The 19,108-nt window shown below is 59.4% G+C and carries 23 protein-coding genes, 1 tRNA gene and 1 pseudogene; 23 read left to right on the top strand and 2 right to left on the bottom strand.

Annotation, left to right across the window (positions count from 1 at the left end; translation table 11 throughout):
* Positions 1 to 21: 21 nt before the first annotated feature.
* The 13 genes from rpmE to KGL31_11140 all read left to right on the top strand — a co-directional run bounded on the left by rpmE (position 22) and on the right by KGL31_11140 (position 10,682).
* Positions 22 to 291: a 50S ribosomal protein L31 gene (gene rpmE / locus KGL31_11200; GenBank protein MDE2322458.1), complete on the top strand. Its 270-nt coding sequence runs from the start codon at positions 22 to 24 to the stop codon at positions 289 to 291.
* Positions 292 to 333: 42 nt separating this feature from the next.
* Positions 334 to 1,401 (top strand): peptide chain release factor 1, encoded by a 1,068-nt coding sequence (gene prfA / locus KGL31_11195; protein MDE2322457.1) that lies wholly within the window; start codon positions 334 to 336, stop codon positions 1,399 to 1,401.
* 83 nt (positions 1,402 to 1,484) lie between these two features.
* Complete coding sequence (prmC, locus tag KGL31_11190) at positions 1,485 to 2,384, top strand: peptide chain release factor N(5)-glutamine methyltransferase (protein MDE2322456.1); 900 nt, start codon at positions 1,485 to 1,487, stop codon at positions 2,382 to 2,384.
* Positions 2,377 to 3,633, top strand: coding sequence for a UDP-N-acetylglucosamine 1-carboxyvinyltransferase (murA, locus tag KGL31_11185; protein MDE2322455.1), 1,257 nt, complete (start codon positions 2,377 to 2,379; stop codon positions 3,631 to 3,633). The genes prmC and murA overlap by 8 nt, the downstream gene beginning before the upstream one ends.
* 63 nt (positions 3,634 to 3,696) lie before the next feature.
* A complete protein-coding gene (locus tag KGL31_11180) occupies positions 3,697 to 4,380 on the top strand; it encodes an ATP phosphoribosyltransferase (protein MDE2322454.1) in 684 nt (227 codons plus the stop codon).
* Entirely contained in the window at positions 4,377 to 5,666 is a 1,290-nt protein-coding gene (gene hisD / locus KGL31_11175) for a histidinol dehydrogenase (GenBank protein ID MDE2322453.1), read from the top strand. Before KGL31_11180 ends, hisD begins: the two co-directional genes overlap by 4 nt.
* Positions 5,663 to 6,736 carry a histidinol-phosphate transaminase gene (locus KGL31_11170; protein ID MDE2322452.1) on the top strand — a complete coding sequence of 358 codons (1,074 nt, stop codon included), beginning with the start codon at positions 5,663 to 5,665 and terminating at the stop codon, positions 6,734 to 6,736. The genes hisD and KGL31_11170 overlap by 4 nt, the downstream gene beginning before the upstream one ends.
* 110 nt (positions 6,737 to 6,846) lie before the next feature.
* On the top strand, positions 6,847 to 7,434 hold the full coding sequence (gene hisB, locus KGL31_11165) for an imidazoleglycerol-phosphate dehydratase HisB (protein ID MDE2322451.1): 588 nt from the start codon (positions 6,847 to 6,849) through the stop codon (positions 7,432 to 7,434).
* Positions 7,431 to 8,069, top strand: a complete 639-nt coding sequence (gene hisH / locus KGL31_11160) for an imidazole glycerol phosphate synthase subunit HisH (protein ID MDE2322450.1) — start codon at positions 7,431 to 7,433, stop codon at positions 8,067 to 8,069. The genes hisB and hisH overlap by 4 nt, the downstream gene beginning before the upstream one ends.
* Entirely contained in the window at positions 8,070 to 8,792 is a 723-nt protein-coding gene (hisA, locus tag KGL31_11155) for a 1-(5-phosphoribosyl)-5-[(5-phosphoribosylamino)methylideneamino]imidazole-4-carboxamide isomerase (protein ID MDE2322449.1), read from the top strand.
* 3 nt (positions 8,793 to 8,795) lie between these two features.
* Complete coding sequence (hisF, locus tag KGL31_11150) at positions 8,796 to 9,626, top strand: imidazole glycerol phosphate synthase subunit HisF (protein ID MDE2322448.1); 831 nt, start codon at positions 8,796 to 8,798, stop codon at positions 9,624 to 9,626.
* Positions 9,627 to 9,632: 6 nt separating this feature from the next.
* A complete protein-coding gene (locus KGL31_11145) occupies positions 9,633 to 10,328 on the top strand; it encodes a bifunctional phosphoribosyl-AMP cyclohydrolase/phosphoribosyl-ATP diphosphatase HisIE (GenBank protein ID MDE2322447.1) in 696 nt (231 codons plus the stop codon).
* A gap of 9 nt (positions 10,329 to 10,337) precedes the next feature.
* Positions 10,338 to 10,682: a histidine triad nucleotide-binding protein gene (locus tag KGL31_11140; protein ID MDE2322446.1), complete on the top strand. Its 345-nt coding sequence runs from the start codon at positions 10,338 to 10,340 to the stop codon at positions 10,680 to 10,682.
* Between the two features lie 138 nt (positions 10,683 to 10,820).
* Here the strand turns inward: KGL31_11140 and KGL31_11135 are convergent, their stop codons facing one another.
* Positions 10,821 to 11,255: a universal stress protein gene (locus KGL31_11135; GenBank protein ID MDE2322445.1), complete on the bottom strand. Its 435-nt coding sequence runs from the start codon at positions 11,253 to 11,255 to the stop codon at positions 10,821 to 10,823.
* Between the two features lie 260 nt (positions 11,256 to 11,515).
* Between KGL31_11135 and KGL31_11130 the strand changes: the two genes are divergently transcribed.
* The 9 genes and pseudogenes from KGL31_11130 to KGL31_11090 all read left to right on the top strand — a co-directional run bounded on the left by KGL31_11130 (position 11,516) and on the right by KGL31_11090 (position 15,775).
* Positions 11,516 to 11,610: transfer RNA gene (locus KGL31_11130), tRNA-Sec, on the top strand.
* Between the two features lie 289 nt (positions 11,611 to 11,899).
* On the top strand, positions 11,900 to 12,460 hold the full coding sequence (locus KGL31_11125; protein ID MDE2322444.1) for a hypothetical protein: 561 nt from the start codon (positions 11,900 to 11,902) through the stop codon (positions 12,458 to 12,460).
* A gap of 172 nt (positions 12,461 to 12,632) precedes the next feature.
* Positions 12,633 to 12,863 carry a hypothetical protein gene (locus tag KGL31_11120; protein MDE2322443.1) on the top strand — a complete coding sequence of 77 codons (231 nt, stop codon included), beginning with the start codon at positions 12,633 to 12,635 and terminating at the stop codon, positions 12,861 to 12,863.
* A 40-nt stretch (positions 12,864 to 12,903) separates the two neighbouring features.
* Entirely contained in the window at positions 12,904 to 13,158 is a 255-nt protein-coding gene (locus KGL31_11115) for a type II toxin-antitoxin system HicB family antitoxin (protein ID MDE2322442.1), read from the top strand.
* Positions 13,148 to 13,363 (top strand): annotated as a pseudogene (locus KGL31_11110) (type II toxin-antitoxin system HicA family toxin). Before KGL31_11115 ends, KGL31_11110 begins: the two are co-directional and overlap by 11 nt.
* A 174-nt stretch (positions 13,364 to 13,537) precedes the next feature.
* Positions 13,538 to 13,888, top strand: coding sequence for a nucleotidyltransferase domain-containing protein (locus KGL31_11105; protein ID MDE2322441.1), 351 nt, complete (start codon positions 13,538 to 13,540; stop codon positions 13,886 to 13,888).
* On the top strand, positions 13,872 to 14,285 hold the full coding sequence (locus KGL31_11100) for a HEPN domain-containing protein (protein MDE2322440.1): 414 nt from the start codon (positions 13,872 to 13,874) through the stop codon (positions 14,283 to 14,285). Before KGL31_11105 ends, KGL31_11100 begins: the two co-directional genes overlap by 17 nt.
* A 292-nt stretch (positions 14,286 to 14,577) precedes the next feature.
* Complete coding sequence (locus tag KGL31_11095) at positions 14,578 to 15,282, top strand: hypothetical protein (protein MDE2322439.1); 705 nt, start codon at positions 14,578 to 14,580, stop codon at positions 15,280 to 15,282.
* Between the two features lie 265 nt (positions 15,283 to 15,547).
* The gene (locus KGL31_11090) at positions 15,548 to 15,775 is read left to right on the top strand and encodes a hypothetical protein (GenBank protein MDE2322438.1); all 228 of its coding nucleotides are present in this window, start codon (positions 15,548 to 15,550) and stop codon (positions 15,773 to 15,775) included.
* 84 nt (positions 15,776 to 15,859) lie between these two features.
* Here the strand turns inward: KGL31_11090 and KGL31_11085 are convergent, their stop codons facing one another.
* Entirely contained in the window at positions 15,860 to 16,618 is a 759-nt protein-coding gene (locus KGL31_11085; GenBank protein MDE2322437.1) for a DUF3047 domain-containing protein, read from the bottom strand.
* A 464-nt stretch (positions 16,619 to 17,082) separates the two neighbouring features.
* Here KGL31_11085 and KGL31_11080 point away from each other — a divergent pair, with 464 nt between their 5' ends.
* The gene (locus KGL31_11080) at positions 17,083 to 19,098 is read left to right on the top strand and encodes a PBP1A family penicillin-binding protein (GenBank protein MDE2322436.1); all 2,016 of its coding nucleotides are present in this window, start codon (positions 17,083 to 17,085) and stop codon (positions 19,096 to 19,098) included.
* Positions 19,099 to 19,108 lie beyond the last annotated feature (10 nt).

Here is a 19,108-nt window from a genome sequence, read left to right as displayed (position 1 = left end):
ATTTTCAGGGGGGGGACAATCATGAAGCCAGGCATCCATCCTAACTATCAGCCGACGACGATCACGTGCGCGTGCGGCGAGGTGATCCATACCCGGTCTACCGTACCTGCGCTCCGGGTAGAGATCTGCTCTAAGTGCCACCCGCTCTTTACCGGTCGCCAGAAGCTGATTGACACCGAGGGACGGGTCGATCGGTTCCGGCGGAAGTATTCCAGGAAGCCGAAGGCGGCCAAAGAGACCGCCGCCGCGGAACTCCCTGCTGCAGCAGCAGGGAAGGAGGTAGCTCCCTAATCGGGAGGCTGTTTATTTGAGATGGTGACGTCGATGCAGCAGTTGCGTGAGCGCCTGAACGCCGTCGAGCAGCGATCTGCCGAGATCCTGCTGCAGATGAGCGATCCGGCTGTCATCAGCGATCAGGCCCGTTTCCAGCGGCTGGCCAAGGCGTATGCGGAACTGGAACCGGTGGTGGAGGCGTACCAGCGGTATCGTAAGGTCTTGCAGAGCGTAGAGGAGGTAAGGGCGCTCCTGCACGACGGAACCGAGGACGACGTGCGCGAACTGGCGGAGGCGGAGCTTGAGGAACTGGCCATCAAGCGGGAGAAGCTTGAGGAGGAGCTTACGCTTCTGTTACTTCCGCGTGACCCGGCGGATGAGAAAAACATCATCTTGGAGGTACGGGCCGGGGCCGGAGGCGATGAGGCTGCGCTGTTCGGTGCGGAACTGGTCAGAATGTACAGCCGTTACGCCGAGCTGCATGGCTGGAAGGTGGAGATGCTGTCTTTAAATCAGACGGGGGTTGGTGGGGTGAAGGAGGCGATCCTGAGCATCGAGGGGCGCGGGGCCTACAGCCGTCTGAAATTCGAGAGCGGAGTCCACCGGGTGCAGCGGGTCCCCGTTACTGAGTCAAGTGGTCGAATTCACACCTCTACCGTCACTGTTGCCGTTCTGCCCGAGGCGGAGGATGTGGAGATACAGATTGATCCGAAAGATCTTCGAATCGATGTCTTTCGCTCAACAGGACCCGGGGGACAGTCCGTCAACACCACCGATTCGGCTGTGCGAATCACCCACCTGCCGACTGGGATGGTGGTGTCCTGTCAGGATGAGAAGTCGCAGCATAAGAATCGAGCCAAGGCGATGAAGGTGTTACGGGCTCGTCTGCTTGAAGCCGCCACAGCGCAGCAGGCGGCAGAGATTTCGCAGGCGCGCCGCCAGCAGGTAGGAACAGGGGACCGGAGTGAACGGATACGCACCTACAATTTCCCACAGGGTCGCGTCACTGATCACCGAATTGGGCTCACGCTCCACAGCCTTCCGCGGATCCTGGAGGGAGAGTTGGAGGAGTTGATCGGCGCGCTCGCGGCCAGCGATCAAGCTGAGCGATTAAAGGCCCTGGTGTGACAATGGGCGCTATGGGACTTGCCACTCTACCCGCTGGGACGGCAAGGGCTGACTATACCTATCGTCATGTAGTGGAGCGGCTGATGGAGAGCGGCGTGCAGAGTGCACAGCTTGATGCGGCGTGTCTCATGGAGGCTGCATCGGGCATCCCGCGGTGGCAGTTTATCCTGAACCCTGAGCAACCGATTGCCTCGGATAGATCAAGCCTCCTTGAATCGATAGTGTCCCGGCGCGAGGCCAGAGAGCCGATTGCCTATATCCTCGGGGTGAAAGAGTTCTGGTCCCTTCCCTTTGCGGTGAGCCCGGATGTCCTGATTCCGAGGCCGGACACCGAAACGCTTATCGAGGCCGTCCTGGATAAAATCAGCGTGGAGCGTGAAGCGTGGAACGTGGAGCGACCACGCTCAGCAACCAAATCCTCAACGCTCAACGCTCAACGCTCAACGCCTGTCATAGTGGACCTCGGCACCGGCTGCGGCGCGATTGCTCTGGCGCTGGCAGTCGAACTGTCTCATGCACTCATTTACGCCATCGATCGTTCGCCTGGCGCCTGTCGAATCGCCAGACAGAACGTAGAGGCGCTGGGACTGACGAGCAGGGTTCACTGCATCCAGGGCGACCTGCTTGAGCCGCTCCGGACGATTGATGCAGGGGGAGGGTGTGACCTGATCGTGTCAAATCCCCCGTATATCCCGTCCGGAGTCTGTGGTGCCCTGTCTCCGGAGATCGCTGCCTACGAGCCCGTCGAGGCCATCGATGGCGGCCCGGACGGCCTGCGCTACTATCGGAGAATTATCGAAGAGGCTCCCGCCTATCTTCGCGAGAGCGGTTGGCTGGCGCTGGAGGTCGGCGACGGTCAGGCGTCCGCTGTGACGGAATTGGTTCGGAAGAGAGAAGCTTTCGGACCGCCCGCGGTGAGGCAGGACGTAGCCGGTCGTGACCGAGTCGTTTTGGCGCCACGGCGAGGGAGGGCGCATGGATAGACTGATTATCAGAGGCGGGGTTCCTCTCAGGGGACAGGTAGAGGCTGGCGGTGCGAAGAATGCGGCCTTGCCCGCAATGGTGGCCTCTTTGCTCACAGGGGAGTCGATCCGGCTGCATCGTGTTCCGCAATTGGGCGATGTGAAGACGATCATCGGCCTGCTCAACCATTTAGGTGTGAGCGTCGAGAGAGGGGATCGAGAGATCCTGTCCCTTTGCGCCGACGGCATTGGTCAGTATGAGGCCCCCTACCATCTGGTCAAAACGATGCGGGCATCGGTGCTGGTCCTGGGCCCGCTGGTGGCCCGGTTCGGGCGGGCACGGGTCTCGTTGCCGGGAGGGTGCGCGATCGGGTCACGGCCGATCAATCTGCATCTGGCGGCCCTTGAGAAGATGGGAGCAATGGTCAGCCTGGACGCAGGGTATGTAGAAGCGAAGGCGTCGCGGTTGAAGGGAGCCAGGATCACGTTCGATGGCCAGACCGTCACCGGCACTGAGAACGTGATGATGGCTGCCACACTGGCCGATGGAGTCACCGTCCTGGAGAACGCCGCGTGCGAGCCGGAGGTTGCCGATCTGGCTGCCCTGTTGAATCGCATGGGCGCGAGAATCGAGGGTGAGGGCACTCCAACAATCACTATCGAGGGAGTCTCGCATCTGCACGGAGCAGAGCACGAGGTGATCCCGGACAGAGTCGAGACGGGGACGTTCATGATTGCGGCTGCGATCACCGGCGGGGATGTCACCATCAATCGTTGCCTGCCGTGCCACCTGGAGTCGATCACAGAGAAACTGCGGGAGACAGGTGTGCGTGTAGAGGAGACGGACCGCAGTATTCGGGTCCTGGGAGACGGACAATTGCGAGGGGTCAATGTCAGAACTCACCCCTATCCCGGATTTGCCACCGATATGCAGGCGCAGTTCATGGCGCTTCTGTCGATTGCCCGGGGGAGCAGTGTCATCACCGAAACGGTCTTTGAAAACCGGTTCATGCACGTAAACGAGCTGCTGAGGATGGGTGCGGACATCAAGGTGATCGGCACTGCCGCGTTTGTCCACGGCGTCCCTATGCTGTCGGGTGCACCGGTGATGGCGACTGATCTGCGAGCGAGTGCATCGCTGGTTCTGGCTGGACTGGCCGCCCAGGGGACCACGACCGTGTCGCGGGTCTACCATCTCGACCGGGGATATGAGTCGATTGAGCGGAAGCTTCAGAGTCTCGGCGCCGACATTGAGCGAGTCGCAGAATAAAGGAGAGTTTTGGGTTTTGAGTCCCCAGTTTCGAGTGTGGACCTGAAACGCGAAACGCGAAACATGGAACCTGGAACTCGGAACAATGAGTGTATTGCTATCGCACTGCCCAAGGGCCGGCTGTTGTCCCCTGTCATGGCCCTCTTTGAGAGGATGGGCATCACATGCCTCCGGGGCTTTATCGATTCACGCCGTCTGATCTGCGAGGATCCGGATCGACAACTGCAGTTCCTCACATTGAAACCCGCCGACATCCCGACCTATGTGGAGCATGGCGCTGCTGACATGGGGATCGTGGGGAAGGATCAGCTCCTCGAGCAGTGTCGCGATGTCTACGAGCCGGTGGATCTCAGGTTCGGCGCCTGTCGGCTTGTTGTGGCCGAACCGGCGGAACTCCATAAGCAGGATGACCCCCATTCCTGGTCGCACGTCAGGCTGGCCACCAAATATCCAAACCTTGCAGAAGCGTACTTCAGCCGTAAAGGGATTCAGGCAGAGATCATTAAGTTGAACGGTTCTCTTGAGCTGGCGCCCCTTGTCGGGCTGGCCGAGCGGATCGTTGACCTCGTAGAGACCGGGCAAACCTTGAAGGCAAATGGGCTGGTGGAGGTTGAGGAGATCGCCAAGGCGACAGCGCGGCTCATTGTCAATCGAGCGAGCCTCAAGACCAAGTACCGCAGAGTCCAGGACCTGATCGAGGAGATACGAAAGCAGATCGAGGGACACGTGGAAAGGGCGCCTGAATGAAAGTACTCCAGGCCGGATCGCAAGAGTGGCGGCTGTTTTTTGCGCAGCTCAGGTCCCGACAGGGTGCCATACCCGCCGATATCGAGCAGACCGTTCGCGGTATCCTGGAAGGGGTACGCATGAACGGTGATGTCGCCCTCTTCGAGCAGACGGAGCGGTTGGACGGCGTCCGTCTCGATGCCGTTTCGGTACAGGTAGGGCCAGGAGAGGTTGAAGAGGCATACGCGGCCCTGGCACCCGCTTCCCTTGAAGCCATCAAGACGGCGGTATCGCGGATCAGAGCCTTCCACCTCCGACAGCTCCGCCCCTCCTGGTTCTCGGAGGAAGACGGAGCGATCGTCGGGATGCTTACACGGCCGCTCGACCGGGTAGGGATCTATGTGCCGGGTGGCACGGCGGCCTACCCGTCGACGGTGCTCATGAATGCGATCCCGGCTGCGATTGCCGGCGTGGCGGAGGTCGTGATGTGCACGCCGCCGCGCCGCGACGGCAAGGTGGCTGGAGCGGTGCTGGTCGCCGCTGATCTATGCGGGGTTCATGCGGTCTATAAGGCGGGCGGCGCCCAGGCGGTAGCAGCCATGGCCTATGGGACCCCATCGATCCCGAAGGTGGATAAGATCGTCGGTCCCGGGAACATTTATGTCGCGGCAGCCAAGCGGCTGGTCTTCGGGCAGGTGGGGATCGATATGATCGCCGGCCCGACGGAGTTATCGATCATCGCTGATGCGGAGGCCAGCGCTGCTTGGGTCGCCGCCGACCTACTCTCGCAGGCCGAGCACGATCCGCTCTCCAGCGCCATACTGCTCACACCTTCCCAGCGGCTTGCCGAAGAGGTGGTGGACGAGGTGAAACGCCAGGTGGCGCTGTTGCCTCGGCGACAGATTGCGGAGGCCTCCTTGGAGCGGTTCGGTGCGGCAGTCGTCGTGAAGGGACTGGACGAGGCTGTTGACCTTGCCAACGAGGTTGCGCCGGAACATCTGGAACTGCTGGTCAAGGATCCTTGGGGACTATTGCCACAGATCAGGCGCGCGGGCGCCATCTTCATGGGAGGCGCGAGTCCGGAGGTAGTGGGCGATTACCTGGCCGGGCCGAATCATATCCTTCCGACAGGAGGGACGGCGCGCTTTGCTTCGCCCCTCTCCGTGGCCGACTTCCAACGCCGGAGCTCGCTGATCGCCTTCAGCCGGCAGAAGCTGGAGGCGCTGGAGCCGACACTGGTCGAGCTGGCCCGCCTGGAGGGGCTCGAGGCCCACGCGAGGGCGGCCTCGATCAGGAGGCTTGCATGAAGAGAGCACGTCTGCTCGATCTGATCAAACCCGGAGTTCTGGGCCTTACAGCGTATCGGGCCGAGGAGCCACGACCCGATCTGATCAAGCTCGATGCCAACGAAAGCCCGTTCCCGCTTCCGGAGGAGCTGCGCCGGGAGCTTCGCGCCGCGTTGGATCAGGTGGACGTCCACCGTTACCCGGATGCGAAAGCGGATCGGCTCCGATCAGTCCTGGCCGCACAGCTCCAGGTGGCGCCTGGAGCGCTAGTCCTGGGTAATGGATCTGATGAGTTGATTCAACTGTTATTGCTGGCGACGTCAGGACCTGGGGCTACGGCTCTCGCCCCGGTTCCGACCTTTTCAATGTATGAGCTGATCGCGAGGGCTCAGGGGCTGCGCTTTGAAGGGGTGCCGCTCGGTCCTCGTTTTGGGCCGGACCTGCCCGCACTGATCGAGACTATCGAGCGAGTGCGCCCCAAGGTCGTCTTTCTGGCTACACCGAACAACCCGACCGGCGGGGTCTTTTCTGAGGCGGAGATCTTTAAGATTTTGGCCGTTGCGCCTGGATTGGTCGTTGTGGACGAAGCCTATGGGGCGTACGGCGGGCGGACCATGCTACCGGCCCTGATCGATCAGGAGCGGCTGGTCATTCTTCGCTCCCTCTCCAAGATCGGACTGGCCGGTCTGCGCATCGGCTACCTCGTTGCCCATCCTGCCTTCGCAGCCGAGATGGAGAAGGTCCGCCTTCCATTTAACCTCAACAGTTTCTCCCAGGCGGCCGCCGTCGTACTGCTCAACCATCAAGCGTGGATCGATGCGAACGTCCGTAAGGTCGTCCGAGAGCGCGCGCGGGTGATGAGTTGCCTGGTTGCGCTGCCCGACGTTGAGGCCTTCCCGTCAGCAGCCAACTTTATCCTCTTTCGGACGACGCGTCCAGGAGGCGATCTGTTTGAAACGCTGCTTCAGCAAGGCGTGCTGGTGCGAAATCTAGGGTCAGTGCCGGGCCTGCACGACTGTCTGCGGGTCACCGTGGGGACGAAAGCAGAGAACGATCAGTTTGTGGAAGCATTGACGAAGGCGCTGAAATAACGTGCAGGGTGCGAAATCCCCTCGCACCCCCCTTTATCAAAAGGGGGGTGCGAGGGGATTTGGTGTAAAGCGATGGGGCATGGTGCAATGCAGCAGACGGAGGTCGGATGATGGGCAGGACAGCCAAGGTACACCGGAAGACCTCAGAAACTGATGTCGTGGTGGAACTCAACCTGGATGGAACGGGCCGACACATGCTTCAGACCCAGATCCCTTTCCTTGATCACATGCTGGCCCAACTGGCGACGCACGGCCTCTTCGACCTCAGCATTGAGGCGCGGGGCGACCTCCAAGTCGATCTGCACCACACTGTGGAGGATGTCGGGATCGCGCTTGGCGACGCGTTCGCCGAGGCCATGGGGAACAAGCGGGGCATCCGGCGATTTGCCTCGGCGCTGATCCCACTGGACGAGGCGCTGGCCCGCGTGGCGATCGACATCAGCGGCCGCCCGTTTCTGGTCTATGAGGCGCCGCAACTTCAGGGTCGGATCGGAAGTTTCGATGTCACCTTCGTCAAGGAGTTTATGCGCGCCCTTGCCATGAACATGAAGGTGAACCTCCATGTTACGGTCCTGTACGGTGACAACCTGCACCACTGCGTTGAAGCGATCTTCAAGGCATTGGCCAGGAGTCTCGATCAGGCGACGGTGCTCGATCCGCGGATTGCCGAGGTCCCTTCGACCAAGGGAAGTCTGTGATTGCCATCATCGACTCCGGTATTGCGAACCTCCGGAGCGTGCAGAAGGGGTTCGAGCGCGTTGAGGCTGACGCCAGGGTTGTGGAGGATCCGCGAACGCTTCGTGACGCGTCGGGCATTGTTCTTCCAGGGGTTGGCGCCTTCGCCGATGGGATCGGTAAGCTTCAGGACGGCGGATTTGTTGAGCCGCTGCTTCGGGCGATCGAGGCGGGTAAGCCGATCCTCGGCATCTGCCTTGGACTGCACTTCCTGTTCAGTGAAAGTGAGGAGTTTGGACATCACGCGGGCCTCAACATCATCAAGGGCCGGGTAGTCCGATTTACCGATGTGGCCCTCTCCGGGAATGGGTGCAACGCCAGCTCGAGGCTCAAGATCCCCCACATGGGGTGGAACCGGATCCGGATCGAACGACAGGCCCCGATCTTCATGGGCATTCCCGATGGGGCATTCTTCTATTTCGTCCATTCGTACTATGTGCAACCGGAGGATGAAGACGTGATCGCCGCGACGACCGAATATGGCCTCCGATTCACCTCAGTGCTGTGGCGCGATAACCTCTTTGCCTGCCAGTTTCATCCCGAGAAGAGTCAAGCATTAGGCCTGCAACTGTTGAAGAACTTCGCGTCCCTCACGTAGATGCTGATCATTCCCGCGATCGACCTGAAAGGGGGCCAAGTCGTTCGGTTGTCGCAAGGCGATCCTTTGCGCCAAACCGCCTATTCCGCCGATCCGATCGCCATGGCCGAGAGGTGGGAGGATGAGGGGGCGTCGATCCTGCACCTAGTCGATCTTGACGGCGCCTTTTCCGGGAAACCGCAGCAACTTTCCGTTGTTGCTCAAGTAGCCCGGTCGATCAAGATTCCTCTGCAGCTTGGGGGCGGATTACGGAGTTTGGCTGCCTTGGAGCAGGCATTCGCCTCCGGCGTCGAACGGGCTGTTCTTGGGACGGCTGCCATCCAGGATGAGGGGTTCTTAAGGGAGGCGGCCTGTCGCTATTCGGGTCGGATTCTTCTTGGAATCGATGCGAAAAATGGCAAGGTCGCGGTGCGGGGTTGGGCGGAAGCCACTGAGCTGCTCGCAGCCGACCTGGCGATACGAGCCGCCGATCTTCCGCTGGCGGCGATTATCTATACCGATATCGAGCGAGACGGGATGCTCACAGGGCCCAATCTAGGCGCTCTGCAACAAATGGCTCAGGCGGCCCGCCACCCGATCATCGCGTCCGGAGGGATTGCAACACTTGACGATGTCAGGAGACTCGCCAAGCTTGAGCCCACGATCGTCATCGGGGCGCTGGTTGGAAAGGCGCTCTACGAGGGCAGATTCTCATTGAAGGACGCGATTGCGGCGGCGAGATAAATCATGCTGGCAAAGCGGATCATCCCATGTCTGGATGTGAAAGACGGGCGTGTCGTGAAAGGGACGCGGTTTGTGGACCTCCGGGACGCGGGCGACCCGGCCGAGGTGGCGGCGCTGTATGACCAGCAAGGGGCCGACGAACTGGTCTTCCTGGATATCACCGCCTCCTATGAGCGACGGGATATTTTAGTTGATGTAGTCCGTCGGACGGCCGACATGACCTTTACCCCCCTCACGGTCGGTGGCGGGGTCCGAACGGTGGACGATATCCGGGCGCTGCTTCTCGCGGGCGCCGACAAGGTCTCGCTCAACACGGCGGCGGTCGAGCGCCCGGAGTTGCTTACTGAGGCTGCCATGCGGTTCGGGAGTCAGTGCATTGTGCTCGCCATCGACGCGAAACGGGTCAACGGCGGTTCAAGGCTCCAGGCGCCCAGTTCCACGTCCCAAGTTCCAAGTGTAGAATCTGGAAGCCGGAACCAGGAACTTCGCTGGCAGGTGTATATCCATGGCGGACGGACACCGACCGGACTGGATGCTGTCGGGTGGGCGAAGCAAGGAGAGGCGCTGGGGGCAGGGGAGATCCTGCTGACCAGCATGGACAGGGATGGGACGAAGGATGGCTACGATTTGTCTCTCACTCGCGCAGTGGCAGATGCTGTGACGATTCCGGTCATCGCGTCGGGTGGAGCGGGCACACTGGATCACCTGTATGAGGCATTGGTGGTCGGGGGGGCCGACGCCGTGCTGGCTGCCTCCATCTTTCATTTCCGTGAATACGCCATTCAGGATGTGAAGGTGTACTTGCGCGGCCGCGGCGTCTCGGTGCGGGAGTAAGAGGCTATGGAAGGATTCGACCTTACGCAAATTCGATTTGGTGAATCGGGGTTGATCCCGGCCATTGTCCAGGACGCGGAGAGCGGCCAGGTCCTGACCCTTGCCTACATGAATAAAGAGTCGCTGCGGCTGACAATCGAGACCGGTCTTACCCATTTTTACAGCCGATCGAGGCAGCGCATCTGGCAAAAGGGGGAGGAGTCGGGCCACATCCAGCGTGTGCGCGAGATCTATTTCGACTGCGACGAGGATACCCTGCTGATCAAGGCCGAGCAGGTGGTGGCGGCCTGCCACACCGGTCGACGGTCCTGTTTTTTCCGTCGCTTGCACCCCTCGTCAGAGTCGCCGGAGGAGCTGGCTCGGCAGCAGTTCGATCCTGAGGTGGTCTATGGCGGAAGCCTTGCGATTCTCCAGCAGATCTTCGAAGTTATCAAGGATCGACAGGCGAGACCGAAGCCGGATTCGTATGTCTCTGGGCTGTTCAGCAAGGGACAGGATCAAATCCTTAAGAAGGTGGGAGAAGAGGCGGTCGAGTTGGTCATGGCTTCCAAGGATGGGAGACCGGACGAGATTATCTATGAAGCGGCGGATCTCTGGTTTCACACGCTTGTCCTTCTTGGCTACCACGGGATCGCGCCGTCAGAGGTGGCTCGGGAACTGCGCAAGCGCTACGGGAAAAAGAGCAAGGCGGAGTATCGATAGGGCGGAGACGTGGATACCTGTCTCTTTTGCAAGATCGCCAACCGAGAATGTCCGGGGAAGATTGTCTATGAGGACGAGCAGTCTGTCGCCTTCGAAGACATTCACCCGAAGGCCCCCATTCATATCCTGATTGTTCCCCGTCAACACCTCGCGACCATCCTCGATGCGACCCAGACTGATGATCGGTTGCTCGGGCACCTCCTGTTGGTGGCGAACCGGATCGCAAGGCAGATCGGGATCGCGGATCGGGGCTTCCGCTTGGTGATCAATTGCAACAACGAGGGCGGGCAGGCAGTATATCACCTGCACCTCCACCTGCTGGGTGGGCGGCCGCTCAGTTGGCATCCGGCGTAAGAGAACAACCGTCCCCTCAAGCTCCGGCGGACCATTTCTAAGAGGGACCGCGCGGTTTACCGGCTTCCGTGTACCTCTCTGGTCCATCACGGGGCGCCGAGTCGACCGGTTTCAATCTCGGATAGCTCAAGCTGCGGTCTACTTGTGCGCAGGCATTCTTACGATCAGGACCGGACAGGAGGCGATGCGGATCACCCGTTCGGCCACGCTGCCTAGAAAAGCGTGAGCGAGCCCGGTCCGCCCATGGGTCCCCATGATGATCAGATCAATCTGGTGCTCTTGAGCGAACTTGACGATTTCCTCGTATTCCACACCGACCAGTACCATGGGATGGACGATCACCTGCTTCTCCCGGATCTGCTCGACCTGCTTTTGCAAGTCGTCCTGCGCCTGCTTGACCAGAGTCTCGATGACCCCGCCAAAATCGTACCCCGGCAACCGGAGCGGATTGTAGATCGCATGCAGGAGATAGACCTCGGCCCTAGCTTCATGCGCGAAGGTCAGGGCGTACTGACACGCATACTCGGAACTCGCAGAGAAATCGGTCGGAACGAGAATCCGTTTGATCGGCATTCACTCCTCCTTAGGGCATCGATGGCTTTCTAATTAGCCCTCCCGTCGAATCGGGCAGGACGTATGGCACGATCCTATCAAACGCGAGCCGGAGTGACAACCATGCTCCTTCATGGGAGGCCGCAGGCTTCTTCGTCTTTCGGATCAGGTATTGCCGCAACGCAACTCCGGTTTCCCGCATTCGAGCGTCATGGACCCCGTGAGGCGTCATCGGAAATAGCTGGACAGTATCTTAGTCGATTCGCTATTCTGCCACGTATGGAGGCGGAATGGGCCCGGTGGCCCTCCTGGTCTTCAAAACCAGCGTACCCGCTAATACCGGGTTGGTGAGTTCGACCCTCACACGCCTCCGCCACTATTTCGGCAAGTTATTGTAAAAGAGGTGGCCTTTATTCACCGCATCGTCTGGGTTCAACAGCGGCAGCGGCCCTGATTGGTAATTGGGCGAGAAAGGGACAGTCATGCAGATGCAGTGCACCAAAGCACTGGAGTTCGGAGTGCTTGTTGCTGTGGCGCTCACAGGCTGCGCCACGCTCAATCATGGAGTCGCACAGAATTGTCAATCGGGAGCAGCAAGAACTGGAGGGGGAAATACAAGCGACTGTGGCCGCTATGGGATTGCACAAGGAAATACCGGAGAATTCGTGATCACTAAAGATCGGCAGTTAGAGTTGACCACGCGATTCCCCACGCTCGACGCTGCAGAAGCGCATTACCGGTATATCGTAGAGTGCGATCGAGATGGCGGGCGCCGCAATCCGGGATGGTGGGGAGGTCCGCTCCCAAGCTCGCTGTGCGACGGCAAACAACCAGAATGGATTCCCATCTCACAGACCGCAGTAGACACCCTCCCACGACCAGCATCAATGCCCGCGCCGAGCCATTACACCCCACTGGTCGATCCGGCTCTCATCACCGACCAAGAGCGATTTGAACGGGATCTTGCGCAATGCCGAGACCTAGCCGTGACGAACACCGCCAGCAATCAGGCCCTCACGACTGGTGTGGAAGGTGCCGCAGCGGGGGCAGCTTTCGGTGCGCTTATGGGTCTGGCGGTGGGCCTAAAGCCGGGACAACTAGCACCAGCCGGGGCGCTCGGCGGCGGCATCGGTGGCTTGGGGGCCGGGGCTGTAAATCAAGAAGCAACCTTTCAGCAGATTTACAAAAACTGCATGATTGGGCGCGGCTGGCAGGTATTGCGATAATCTCCCTCCGTCTCACCACCTGGCTCCAAATGGGGTGCCGGATCAGTCGCGCGGTATTGGGCTATCATAAATTGGATCAGAGCTGCCAGGAACTGCTGCAGCTAGAGGGAGTCAGTGTGATTCCAGCCGGATGGAGTATGGACGATTGGGACGGTAGGTCCATGAGGAGAGCATGGGTCGGAAGTGTGGCGTAGATCGCGGGCTCTTTCAACGTGGGGGTGCCTGGTGGATTTGCTGGACCCGCCTCTCCAGGCATGACGACCAGGAGAAGATCGATCCCGCCAAGTTCCCGGCGAAGGCGTTCTACCGGAAGCGCAAGCTGGCCGTCAAGGAGGAGGCCCACCTGCGGGCGTGGTGGAACGGATCGCAGAATGCGGCTGCCACTCCCCCACCGCGCTGGTAAGCTCCCTTCTGGAATCGGTGAGTAATTCGGAGGACCGAGTATGAGCCTATCCTCTATGCTGCAATACCGTGTCGTGATCACGAGGGATTCGGAGACTGGCAGTGTGGTGGCCGAAGTCCCAGCCCTTGGCATTGCGGACCAGGGAGCGGACGTGCCGGAAGCTCTGGCCAATATCAAGGCTATGGTGGCCTTCCACGTGAAGTGCCTTCAGGAAGAGGGAGAGCCTATCCCGCCTGGCGAGGAGGGGGAGGAGGGGTTTTACGTGCATGTGAAGCTTCCCGCCCATGCCGCTTAGGCCGTTTCGGCCGAGGGAGGTTATCCGCAAACTGGAAGCAGCAGGCTTTCGACTGCGCAGGCAGACCGGGAGCCATGCCCGTTATGTCCACCCGGATAACTGAAAGGTCACCGTACCGATCCACTCCCGCGACATTGCCGTTCCCACCCTACGATCCATCCTGCGCCAGGCTCACTTGAGTCCTGAGGCGTGGGAGACCCTCTGAGGGCGGCGGCGTATTGGGACGCTCACAGCCCCCGGCAGAACATATCGGAGACATCCGTGAGGGCACGATCCGCTTCGTCAGGCGGCCCAAGCAGGCGATCAGCATCCGGCTCGATCCTGAGCGCCAAGCTAGAGGCGATAGCAGGGGCCAACTTCTATTGAAAAAGGGAATGCGATGGAGCAAGTCAGCCAAGCGGACATCCTGAACAAAGATCCTTCTCTGGCAGAGATCGTGAGACGGCTGGTGCAGGCCTATCGGCCGGAGCGGATCTACCTTTTCGGATCTATGGCCCGCGGTGATGCAGGACCAGACAGCGACTACGACCTGCTGGTTGTCGTCTCCGATGATGCTCCAATGGAGCAGCGAGACAGCGATTTGGCCTATCGGACGCTGCGCGGAACCGGGATCGGCGCCGATGTCGTCGTCTGGACCCATTCGCGTTTTGAGCGGCGCAAGCACGTTGTGTGTTCGCTTCCAGCCACGGTTCTTCGCGAGGGAAGGTTGCTCCATGCCTTGCGACCCTGAGCTTGTTGCAGAAACTCGTTCGCGGTTTGTGAAGGCTGCGCAGGACATGGGTGCTGCGGCTCACGAGTTCACGGCGGAACCCCCCTTTCTTGCTGACATTGTCTTCCATGCCCAGCAGGTCGCGGAGAAGAGTTTTAAGGGTTTCTTGACATGGCATAGTACCCCTTTTCGCAGGACGCACCTCTTGGAAGAAATCGGTGAGCAATGCCTAAGCGTCGATCCAGGATTGCGGCCCATGGTCGAGAGGGCTGTGCCGCTGACGAAATACGCTTGGAAGTTTCGATACCCTGGGGAACTGGATGATCCTTCCAGAGAAGAGGCAGGGGCTGCACTTGCTGTTGCTCGGGAAGTATACGAGTCGATCCTCGCACGACTGCCTGAAGAGGTGAGACCATGAACGTGAAGTCTTGCCGCGACGCGGTTGAGTAGACAGGGACTGCAGAATTCTTGACACGTTCAGCTACGTGTTGGATATTTCGGCTAATTCAGTCCTGGGTAGCTCGACGGTCTCAGGAGATATGCTGTCGACGTTTGCGGCCGTCTAAGGCGGCTCATTAAATAGCTCGGCTTATCCTGGACACGCCCCGTGCAGGTCGTAAGATTGTCAGGAGCCGCACACTTTAGTGTGGCTGGTACAATTCGTCACGAGTGACTGTAGCGAAACTTGCAGTACATTAAGAAGAGGCCATATGAAACTAACGGTCTTGGTTGCAGTTGTTCTGATCCTGAATATCGTAGGCCACGACCGGCCTATGGCATTCGCACAGACAGTGGACACTGTTGTCCCGCAATTCACTGGCACTCCTTCGTCGACCCATGGGGAGCAAACGGCCCCTGGCTCTGACTCCCGAACCGCACCGCTCCCGGATCTCCAAGGATTTCCTACAGCCCCAGCTCCCTTCGAATTGGCTGCCCTCACACTTCCCAACAACTTTACCGAAGTCACCGCACTGTTCGAGCGACTTCCTCCTAATGTTGCGGGTCATGGGCGTTCAGCCCAGCTTGATCGCATAGCTCCCGAACGTTCAACCGTCGGCTACGGCGAAGATAGGCGTATGGCCCGGCTAAGAGCCCTCCCCCTCTTACATATACAGGCGATTGATCTGACGAAGGGCGATTTCTTCCCAATAAACTGGAAAGCCGGGCATGTCGTTGCCATGATGGCGAGGCATAGCGAGGAAGTTGCAGAATTTGGGCAGGACGGTAGCCTCTTCTGGGTACGTCAAAACACCTTTATAGCGCAGGCGCAATCGATGGAGCGTTTCCCTAGATACGGCATGGTGTGGGGCAGAGCCGACAGTCCCTGGATATTCTCCGTCCAGGCTGACACTCCTGAGAGTCGTGATGCGCTGCTTGCTGCCTTCGTCGCTGCGGCCAAGTCTGCGCAACGCTAATAATCTTTCGTGTGTCACCCAGCGGCTGGTCAGGCGCTTTGCAGTAGCCGTCGCCCGAAGTGCGTACTGACCAAGTGGCGCGAGGATAGGGCGGTTATCGATCGTCAAGTCGAGACCCTTTTGCCCTACCGCAAGTCACTGATCCATGTGTGTGTCATCGGCTGGCGGCGGATTTCGTAAGAGGATGTGCGGGGCAACCCGCGGCTTGCCGGTGGAAAGGGCTTCGCCGGAAGCATTACCCAGGTCTCAGCGTTCAGGGTTCGTCATGACCTTCGACCTTCAACGTATTCTCGAAAGCAAATGCGCCTTGCGGCGCTCACTGGCGCAGCGCCCGGTAGTCGAGAAACTAGCCCTACTGGACGTACTGCGCGAGCGAACTCGCGCCATCCGCACTGCCGCCATAGCGCGGGGCGTGGACACGAAGGAGCGGACGCACTATCGGAGGCTCGAGAAATGGCTAAGAAGCGCATTCCTCATTACCGATGGCGTCTGACGGACTGTTTGGACGTGAGTACCGCCGGCAGCGCAAGCTTGCGGTCGAGATAGTAACGTATGGTGGAGTAGTACGGGTTACTGCCTAGTTGGCTCGTTGGAACTGAAGGTCGGCGAAGGACGCTTGGGCCGATGACTTGGTGTGCTGGGTGTTGATCCAGATGGCGACGCGCCCCACCTTGGGGAGTGAGTTCTTGCCAAAAAGCCGCACGTAATCCTCGGCAACATTTCGACGCTCCTGGACCCATTTACCCAACTCTTGCTTTCCGCTCCGCAGGACAATATTCTTGTTAGGGGTGATGGGTGAATAGCCGTCGGTGACAGTTCCTTCAGGGGCATTACTGTCCCAGTAATAGCCGAGGGTTGGGCTGCGCATTTTGAACAGCGGATGGGGAAAGATGACGTAGACTTGAGCGGCCTGGTCATTGGTATCCTTTGCACGGGCGTCGCCTGCCTCAGGGAGGCGATCCACTTTCCACCACCATGTCAGTATCGGAAACTCCTTCAGGTCTACCTCGACCTCCTTGTGCAGTCCGAATGAGCTTTCATTGCTCGCGAGCTGGATAGCGAATCGGCCATTCTTGAACGGTTGGAGCTTAATTTCAGGATGATTCTCGTAGAGTTCCAAATCCCAGCCGACCGGGATTCCTTTCCGATCTATCTTCCCGCTGATAGGCAGGGGAATGCTAGCCGTGTTAGGAACGGGGTTTGCCTCGGACGTGATCGATACCAGCCCCAGCAGTATCACTGCAAGGCCGACGAGCGCAGGCCGGCGCCGATGACGTGCCCCACGTTTTGCGCAGCCGAATGTTGTTGAGGTGGTCGGGATGGTTGTCGTGCTCAACTTAGCCTCCTCGACAGGGTATCACATCCAGGCTTGGTGATGCCGCACAAGAACTCATGAACAATCAGTGGTCGGCCTTCAATCGTTCATGATGAGCTGACCCATGCATACTGATGGCTGATGCGTATCTTCATAAGCAATGATTTTTATGATAAGTTAGCGATGAGCTCGGCACAAGGGTTTTCTTCAGGTAGTGTTGAATAACGAGAAAAATTTACCCTCCTAGCGTGCAATTCCAACTCTCCGGAGATTGAATCGCCCTGAGTGTGCTGCAGCTAATCATGCGTCATGTGGGCGTTTTCTGAGGTATCATATTCCTGTGTTCGGTTTGGCACGATAGTTGCCATTTCGCTTAATGTTACGGGCACGATTCAGATTGTGTAAGACGATAATGAGCCCACAGTGCCAAGACGTCGGCTGATCGATCTCCTCTCCTGTAACGAGATTCAATTTCAAAAGCAATAATGAGCGGACAGGTATCATCTCTGGGTCGGGCAACCATTTGCCTGAGGATCGCCCTGCTTCTATTCGCGGGATTCGCAGCGATCTGGGCGGTCTGGTATGTCGCGGCGGGCCGGGCATTCGGCCCCACGCTGCTGATTTATGCCGATGGCGCCCCCAAGCCGATGGCGGTCTTCAACGGGTCGGCTTACCAGTTGCGCGAAGAGCGTCCTTTGAATGCCTATCCTCCACTGTTGATTGACGCGGTTCTGCTCATGGAAGATCGGCGCTTCTATGAGCATCATGGAATAGATGTGCGCGGGGTTATGAGGGCTGTATGGGCCAACGCGAGGCGTGGGACTATTGTGCAGGGTGGCAGTACACTCACCCAACAACTGGTCCGAATGCGTTATCTTAATCAGGAGCGTACGTTCTGGCGGAAGATGAAGGAGGCCGTTCTCGCCCTCGGCCTGGAAGCTACTCTGTCGAAGCAGGAAATTCTGGAGCAGTACCTCAATGAGATCTATCTCGGGCAGCACGGGACCTTCGAGGTGCGCGGGATTGCGGCTGCCTCGCGGTATTATCTCGGCAAAGAGCCTGGCGCGCTTCGCCCGGCCGAAGCGGCCTTATTGGTCGGCCTGATCCGGTCGCCCAACACGGTCTCTCCCCTCGTCTCGTTGCGACGTGCCCGCGAGCGCCGGGACCTGGTCCTCGGCCGGCTGCGGGAGGAGCGGAGATTGAGCGACGCGGACTATTACCGCGCTATGAAGGAACCTGTCCGGGTAGCACGGGACTCGACTGTGGAGACCTCGTATTTCTTAGATTTCGTCAGACAAGAACTCGATGCCAAGCTTCCCGGCATCGCTGGTGAAAGGACGCTAAAGGTCTTTACCACCCTTGATATGGCTACCCAGCAGGTAGCCCATCGGGCCGTTGTGCAGGGGTTATTGAAGCTTGACGGGCGGAAAAAGGAGACATCTGAGCAGACCGCAGAGGGCGCGCTGGTAGCGCTGGACGTGCAGTATGGCGCCATCAAGGCGATGGTGGGCGGGAGGAACTACCAACGAAGTCAATTTAACCGGGCCGTTCAAGCTCGCCGACAGCCAGGTTCTCTTTTCAAGCCGTTCATCTATCTGGCTGCCTTTGAAGCGGGGCGTGGGGACAGCAATGAAGCGCTCACCCCTGCGACGCTTGTTCCCGATCGTCCTCTCACGCAAGTGGTTGGGAACGAGCGATGGACGCCCAAGAACTTCAATGGTCGTTACTATGGCACGGTGCGCCTGCGCGAGGCGCTTGAACGGTCCCTCAACGCTGCCACCATCACGATTGGGGAGCAGGTTGGGTTGGGTCGCGTGATTGAGCAGGCCAGAGCGTCCGGCATCGAAAGCCCGCTTCGACCAAGCCCGGCGACGCTACTGGGTGCTTCAGAGGTGAACTTGCTGGAGATCACGGCGGCGTATGGTACGCTCGCCAGGGGAGGGGAGTGGCTCAAACCCCATGCGATCAGGAAAGTGGAGGATGGGCAAGGGAAAGTGCTGTTCGAAGAGAGGCGTGAAGCACGACGAGCGGCTTCCCCTCAGGCCGCCTTCCTGGTGACGTCGATTCTGCGTGGCGTCTTTGAGCGAGGTACCGCTACCTCGGCTTACCGTCTTGGGCTTTCCAGAGAAGCCGCCGGCAAGACCGGGACCAGCAACGATATGCGGGATGCCTGGTTTGTCGGCTACACGCCCGATTTGATTGCTGGCGTGTGGGTCGGCATCGATTCCGGGGCGCCGCTTCAGTTGACAGGGGCCCAGGCTGCACTGCCGATCTGGACGCAGTTCCTTGAGCAAGCGTCTGTTGGCCATCCGTCGCGAAGCTTTAAGTCTCCGCCAGGGATCGTTACTGCCAAGATCGATCCTGCCTCCGGTCTCCGCCTGACCCCGGGATGCTCGGGAGGGGTGGAGGAGGTGTTCATCCAGGGGACGGAACCGAGAGCCACCTGCTCCCAAGGTGGGTTCGCTCTCCTTCAGTGGTTTCGTCGCCTCTTTTCCCGTTGACTCTCTTGAA

The organism is Candidatus Methylomirabilota bacterium, assembly GCA_028870115.1.
GTDB lineage: Bacteria > Methylomirabilota > Methylomirabilia > Methylomirabilales > Methylomirabilaceae > Methylomirabilis.
This window is presented reverse-complemented; position numbering and strand designations above follow the sequence as displayed.

What these genes read in the sequence shown, in the direction of transcription:
- KGL31_11115 (MDE2322442.1), top strand. Translation starts at nt 12,904, where the DNA reads ATGAGCCTATCCTCTATGCTGCAATACCGTGTCGTGATCACGAGGGAT.
- hisF (MDE2322448.1), top strand. Translation starts at nt 8,796, where the DNA reads ATGCTGGCAAAGCGGATCATCCCATGTCTGGATGTGAAAGACGGGCGT.
- KGL31_11080 (MDE2322436.1), top strand. Translation starts at nt 17,083, where the DNA reads ATGAGCGGACAGGTATCATCTCTGGGTCGGGCAACCATTTGCCTGAGG.
- murA (MDE2322455.1), top strand. Translation starts at nt 2,377, where the DNA reads ATGGATAGACTGATTATCAGAGGCGGGGTTCCTCTCAGGGGACAGGTA.
- KGL31_11180 (MDE2322454.1), top strand. Translation starts at nt 3,697, where the DNA reads ATGGAACCTGGAACTCGGAACAATGAGTGTATTGCTATCGCACTGCCC.
- hisA (MDE2322449.1), top strand. Translation starts at nt 8,070, where the DNA reads ATGCTGATCATTCCCGCGATCGACCTGAAAGGGGGCCAAGTCGTTCGG.
- KGL31_11090 (MDE2322438.1), top strand. Translation starts at nt 15,548, where the DNA reads ATGACCTTCGACCTTCAACGTATTCTCGAAAGCAAATGCGCCTTGCGG.
- KGL31_11135 (MDE2322445.1), bottom strand. Translation starts at nt 11,255, where the DNA reads ATGCCGATCAAACGGATTCTCGTTCCGACCGATTTCTCTGCGAGTTCC.
- KGL31_11095 (MDE2322439.1), top strand. Translation starts at nt 14,578, where the DNA reads ATGAAACTAACGGTCTTGGTTGCAGTTGTTCTGATCCTGAATATCGTA.
- KGL31_11100 (MDE2322440.1), top strand. Translation starts at nt 13,872, where the DNA reads ATGCCTTGCGACCCTGAGCTTGTTGCAGAAACTCGTTCGCGGTTTGTG.
- rpmE (MDE2322458.1), top strand. Translation starts at nt 22, where the DNA reads ATGAAGCCAGGCATCCATCCTAACTATCAGCCGACGACGATCACGTGC.
- KGL31_11120 (MDE2322443.1), top strand. Translation starts at nt 12,633, where the DNA reads ATGGGTCGGAAGTGTGGCGTAGATCGCGGGCTCTTTCAACGTGGGGGT.
- prmC (MDE2322456.1), top strand. Translation starts at nt 1,485, where the DNA reads ATGGAGAGCGGCGTGCAGAGTGCACAGCTTGATGCGGCGTGTCTCATG.
- KGL31_11145 (MDE2322447.1), top strand. Translation starts at nt 9,633, where the DNA reads ATGGAAGGATTCGACCTTACGCAAATTCGATTTGGTGAATCGGGGTTG.
- hisD (MDE2322453.1), top strand. Translation starts at nt 4,377, where the DNA reads ATGAAAGTACTCCAGGCCGGATCGCAAGAGTGGCGGCTGTTTTTTGCG.
- KGL31_11170 (MDE2322452.1), top strand. Translation starts at nt 5,663, where the DNA reads ATGAAGAGAGCACGTCTGCTCGATCTGATCAAACCCGGAGTTCTGGGC.
- KGL31_11105 (MDE2322441.1), top strand. Translation starts at nt 13,538, where the DNA reads ATGGAGCAAGTCAGCCAAGCGGACATCCTGAACAAAGATCCTTCTCTG.
- hisB (MDE2322451.1), top strand. Translation starts at nt 6,847, where the DNA reads ATGGGCAGGACAGCCAAGGTACACCGGAAGACCTCAGAAACTGATGTC.